The sequence below is a fragment of the Sutterella seckii genome, from assembly GCF_009183815.1.
Taxonomy (GTDB): Bacteria; Pseudomonadota; Gammaproteobacteria; order Burkholderiales; family Burkholderiaceae_F; genus Sutterella; species Sutterella seckii.
Map to the genome: position 1 here is coordinate 1 of NZ_WEHX01000135.1, position 4,376 is coordinate 4,376.

At 55.2% G+C, this 4,376-nt stretch carries 3 protein-coding genes and 1 pseudogene; all 4 read right to left on the bottom strand.

All coding sequences use genetic code 11. The features are described 5' to 3' along the window. Window positions 1-215: 215 nt before the first annotated feature. The 4 genes and pseudogenes from GBM95_RS11140 to GBM95_RS12805 all read right to left on the bottom strand — a co-directional run bounded on the left by GBM95_RS11140 (window position 216) and on the right by GBM95_RS12805 (window position 4,000). Window positions 216-1,211 (bottom strand): annotated as a pseudogene (locus GBM95_RS11140) (D-cysteine desulfhydrase). 112 nt (window positions 1,212-1,323) lie between these two features. Next, window positions 1,324-2,589, bottom strand: coding sequence for a M20 metallopeptidase family protein (locus GBM95_RS11145; RefSeq protein WP_152159163.1), 1,266 nt, complete (start codon window positions 2,587-2,589; stop codon window positions 1,324-1,326). A 40-nt stretch (window positions 2,590-2,629) separates the two neighbouring features. After that, window positions 2,630-3,760 (bottom strand): C4-dicarboxylate transporter DcuC, encoded by a 1,131-nt coding sequence (dcuC, locus tag GBM95_RS11150; RefSeq protein WP_226963297.1) that lies wholly within the window; start codon window positions 3,758-3,760, stop codon window positions 2,630-2,632. Window positions 3,761-3,775: 15 nt separating this feature from the next. After that, window positions 3,776-4,000, bottom strand: a complete 225-nt coding sequence (locus GBM95_RS12805) for a hypothetical protein (protein ID WP_226963298.1) — start codon at window positions 3,998-4,000, stop codon at window positions 3,776-3,778. Window positions 4,001-4,376 lie beyond the last annotated feature (376 nt).

Sequence of the window (4,376 nt, forward strand, 5' to 3'; positions counted from 1 at the left end):
GTTTTCGCAAATTCAATTATAACACAAAACACCCATTTTTCATGCCTGTAAACTCTGAAATTTTCAGAATTTACAGGCATTTATTTTATGGAAGTCCCCAGAAGAAGAATTAAATAAATGTTCATCTCGATCACCACCAGCAAATAGCGCCTAAATGCAGCTACTCCCCGTCTAAACCTTCGAATTGGGCGGGGAGCAGTCACAGCATCCCTAAATCACAGGAAGATGTCCTTATACGCATAAAGCGCGGGGGAACCGCCCGTATGCACGAAGACGATGGAGCTTCCCGCTCTGAACATGCCTTTGCGCACGCAGTCGATTAGGCCAGCCATGGCCTTTCCGGAATAAACCGGATCAAGAAGGATGGCTTCGGTTTCCGCTGTCATTCTGACGGCCTCGCTCATGCCTTCAGTAAGCACAGAATAGCCTGGGCCAACGTATTCGTCCAAATTCAGGCAGAGATCATGGGGAATACGGGGAACTTCAAGAAAATCCGCCAGATCATCGGCCAGGGCCTGAACTTTGGGCACCTGCGCTTCATTGGAGCGGCTCACGTTGACGCCGTATACCGGGAAATTTGCATTGGCAGATTGAAAGCCTACAGCCAGACCGGCCTGAGTGCCGCAGCTGCCGCTGGGCGCAAAAACGGCGTCAATGCCGATCTGCTGTTCATATGCCTGGTTGAGGATTTCATTCGCGCACACTGCGTAGCCTGATGCGCCAAGGGCATTTGAGGCGCCTGCAGGAATGACGATCGGGTTCTTGTCCTTTTCCCTCAATTGAGAGGCTATGCGCTCCATGACGGCCTCATGGTTTTCGCCTTCCTTGACCAGCGTAATGCTGTCTGCGCCGAGAAGATGATAGAGAAGATTGTTGCCTGAAGCGTCTTTGCGATAGCTCCCGGGAACTCATTCCTGCAGAACGAGGTGGCACTCCATCCCTTCCTTCTTGGCCCAGGAAAGCGTCAGCCGGCAATGATTGGATTGCGGCGCGCCGCACGTGATGACTGCATCGATGTGGCTCATAACCGCCTGGGCCATGATGAAGTCAAGCTTGCGGGTCTTGTTGCCGCCTCCGGCTCCGGGGAGCAGGTCGTCGCGCTTCATGTAGATGCGCACTTTATTGCCGAGCGATTGGGTAAGGTGCGGCAGATATTCAAGGGGCGTAGGCGCCGTAACGTAACCGCGGCGCGCAAGTGTGGCAAGATGCATGGTTTATCTCCAATGGCATAGTGGTATACCAATATTATTCTACGAACGCTTTTTGACAGCAAAGTGCTGGGCAGGAGATTCTTAAAAGGTTCATTGAGAACCAGACAGCCGATTAGCCGCCTTTCATCTCAGCCCCATCCGAGGCGAGGACTCCTGGCGATTTTTGCTGAAGATAATTGAACGCGCAGGCGGCCATTACCGCTGCGGCATCCGGGAGAATTTCCTCATCCACGAGAAAGCAAGGGTCGTGCTGCGGCTGTCCGATGCCCCTTTCCGGCCGCTTCATGCCCATGAACCAGAGCGCAGAGGGCCTGCGAGATGAATATTCCCGGAAATCCTCACTTCCCGTCAGCATCTCAACGCTCCTGACGCGTTCGGTCCCGAGTACTTGAGCTGCAGACTCCCGTACGATCTGCACCATGTCGGCGTCATTTACAACTGCGGGTCCATTGATAAGAAGGCTGTACTCTGATCGGCATCGATGCGCATGAGCAGTCTCTGCCGCTACTTGTCCGAGTCTCTCTCCCATGAAGCGCACAACCTCTTCCTTAGCCGCTCGAATCGTGCCGGAAAGTTCGACTTCCTGAGGAACAATGTTGGTGGCTGTGCCGCCGTGGATGGTTCCGATGGTGATAAGCCGCGGCTCGAGAGGGCTCACTTCGCGTGATACTACCGTCTGGATGCCCTCAACGATCTGGCATTCGGCAGTTATCGGGTCCACCCCCAAATGCGGACTCGCGCCGTGGGTGCCCTTGCCGATGATTTTGAGATTGAAGCGCCCTGAAGCCATCATCGTCGGACCGGGCTTGACGAATGCAACGCCGCCGTCAAATACGCCCCAGACATGCATGCCGAAGAGAGCGTCCACATCATCGATTGCGCCGCTTCGAACCACGTATCCTGCTCCGGATAAGGGCTTCTCAAAAATTTTTGTGCGCGTTTCCTCGGCCGGCTGAAAAATGAATTTAATCCGGCCTTTGATTTCTTCCTCTCGAGCTTTGAGGAGCCTGGCAGCCGCAAGCAGCACGGCTGTATGAGCATCATGCCCGCAGGCATGCGAAACGCCTGGGTTTTGAGATGAATAATCCAGTCCTGTCTTTTCCTCAATCGGAAGAGCATCCATGTCCGCCCGAAGAGCAACACAGGGATGTCCTTCTCCAATGGATGCCTCGACGCCGGTTTTGAGCGGTCCGAATCCTGTTCGAACGTTTCCCAATCCCCATGCCCGAAGCTTCTCAGCGACAAAGGCTGTTGTTCGGACTTCCTGGAAGGAGAGTTCCGGATGCTGATGAATGTCGCGCCTCCATGCAGCAATTTCATTTCGCATCTGCCGCGCTTCTCTAAGAAGGTTTTCTGGGAGCGAATTTGATTTGCACATAGCTGTTCCTTCTTTTTATTCCTGATGCTTGAATAGCAAGTCAATTGAGCATGAGCGCATTGCCGATCATCATGACGAGCCATGCCCCGGCCATTGGGATTGCAGTGCGGCGGACGATGGCGACAGGCGATACGCCGGCGGCGGCGGCCACCACGATCGTTGCGCCGGCAACGGGCGAGATGCCGCGTGCAAGACCTGCCGTGAACTGCATTGAAGAAATCAGCTGCGTAACGCTTCCGCCTAGTCCGTCGGCGACGTCCGCAGCAATGAAACCGAGGCTCGTCAGAGCCCCTACGCCGCTGCCGGTAAGGAAGGTGACAACTGCGATAAGGCCCGAGAGAACTGCGGACATGCCCGTAACGCCGAAACCGCCCTGATTGGCGCCATGGAGAAGAAGCGCGACGAGACCGCAGAGCTTGATGCCGGTGGCGAAGACTTCTGCGGCGATGATGAGCGCGACGATAGTTGAGAAAAGCGATCCCATTCCCTTGATCATCGCCATGGCGTCGCCGAAGACCTTCTTGATGTCGCGGACTCGGATGAGCTCGACAACGATGCCGATGAGCCAGCTCAAAAAGAGCGCTGTGACGGTATTGAGCTGAATTGTTTCGAGTCCGAGCTTGGAAAAGACGCAGAGGAGCGCAATCGGCAGAACCGGCAGGAACGCATAGGATGCCGGACCGACCTTGAGGGCCTTGTCGGATGCGAAGACGGATTCTTCGTAGACGTCGTCGTTTCGGCGGTCGAAATAGCGCTGGACGACCATATTGAGGACCGCAATGACGATCATCATTGGAATGGCAATCGGGAGCTGGTATTCGACGAAGTAAATGATGGGCTCAATGCCGGCGATCTTGGCCGCATAGAGTGCGGTGCCCGTGCCCGGACCCATGCCGATCGTGCCTGAACAGAAAATGGCGGCGGCAGCGCCGGCGCGCGAGACGCCGAGCTTGAGGAGAATCGGATACATCGTCGTCAGAAGAAGCATTGCCATTCCGCCGTGGCTCGGTACAACCGGCACCATTGCCGCCCCGACGAGATAGCAGAGCCCGAGCACGATGTAGGGACTCCTCATCGCCTTAAGCGGAGAAATGCAGGCATTGACGAGCGCCCCGGACGCGCCGATGGTTTCCATATATTTTGCAAAGCCGCCGGCAACCATGATGATCATGCCGATCCCGGCGACCTACTTCACTGCGGCGAGCCGAATGATGTCGACCATGTCGAACCAGATGAAGCCGGTGGAGTTTGCGCCCTTGGGAAGTATTTGGTCAGCGCCGAAGGCAACTGCGATTCCGATCATCAAAAGACCGGCCGCGAAGAGACCGATGACGGTTGGATAGCGCTTAATGACCATCCAGCCGGCGATGACAGTAACGAGCACCGCTAGCAGAGACGCATAGAGCGACATGGCGGATTCTCCTGTATTACGAGAGCCCGTGCAGACTCGTCAGCCGTTCCGCAGAGGATCCGGGCGTCCCGATTGAGAACCATCGTCGCTTGTCAGGCGACTGAGGCAGCAGTTTCTTGCACTGGATGCAAAGTTGTTTTGTCTTCTGCGGGAATACCGCCTTAGGGCGCTCTGATGAGGATCTCTTCAACAACCTTCGACGGAAAGCGTTCCTTTAGTTTCGGCAGAATTTCCGTCTTCAGAACAGCGGCGAGAAGGACGACTGCCTCTTCAAAAAGGCATTAGATGTCATACTAACTTTCGCCACCCCTTCAACCTTTCATGGAGTGGCAAAACATGCGATATTCGCAGGAGTTCAAAGACAACGTCGTAGCGC

Excerpts from the sequence above, each read along its gene's own strand:
- GBM95_RS12805 (WP_226963298.1), bottom strand. The coding sequence starts at position 4,000 with ATGTCGCTCTATGCGTCTCTGCTAGCGGTGCTCGTTACTGTCATCGCC.
- dcuC (WP_226963297.1), bottom strand. The coding sequence starts at position 3,760 with ATGATCATCATGGTTGCCGGCGGCTTTGCAAAATATATGGAAACCATC.
- GBM95_RS11145 (WP_152159163.1), bottom strand. The coding sequence starts at position 2,589 with ATGTGCAAATCAAATTCGCTCCCAGAAAACCTTCTTAGAGAAGCGCGG.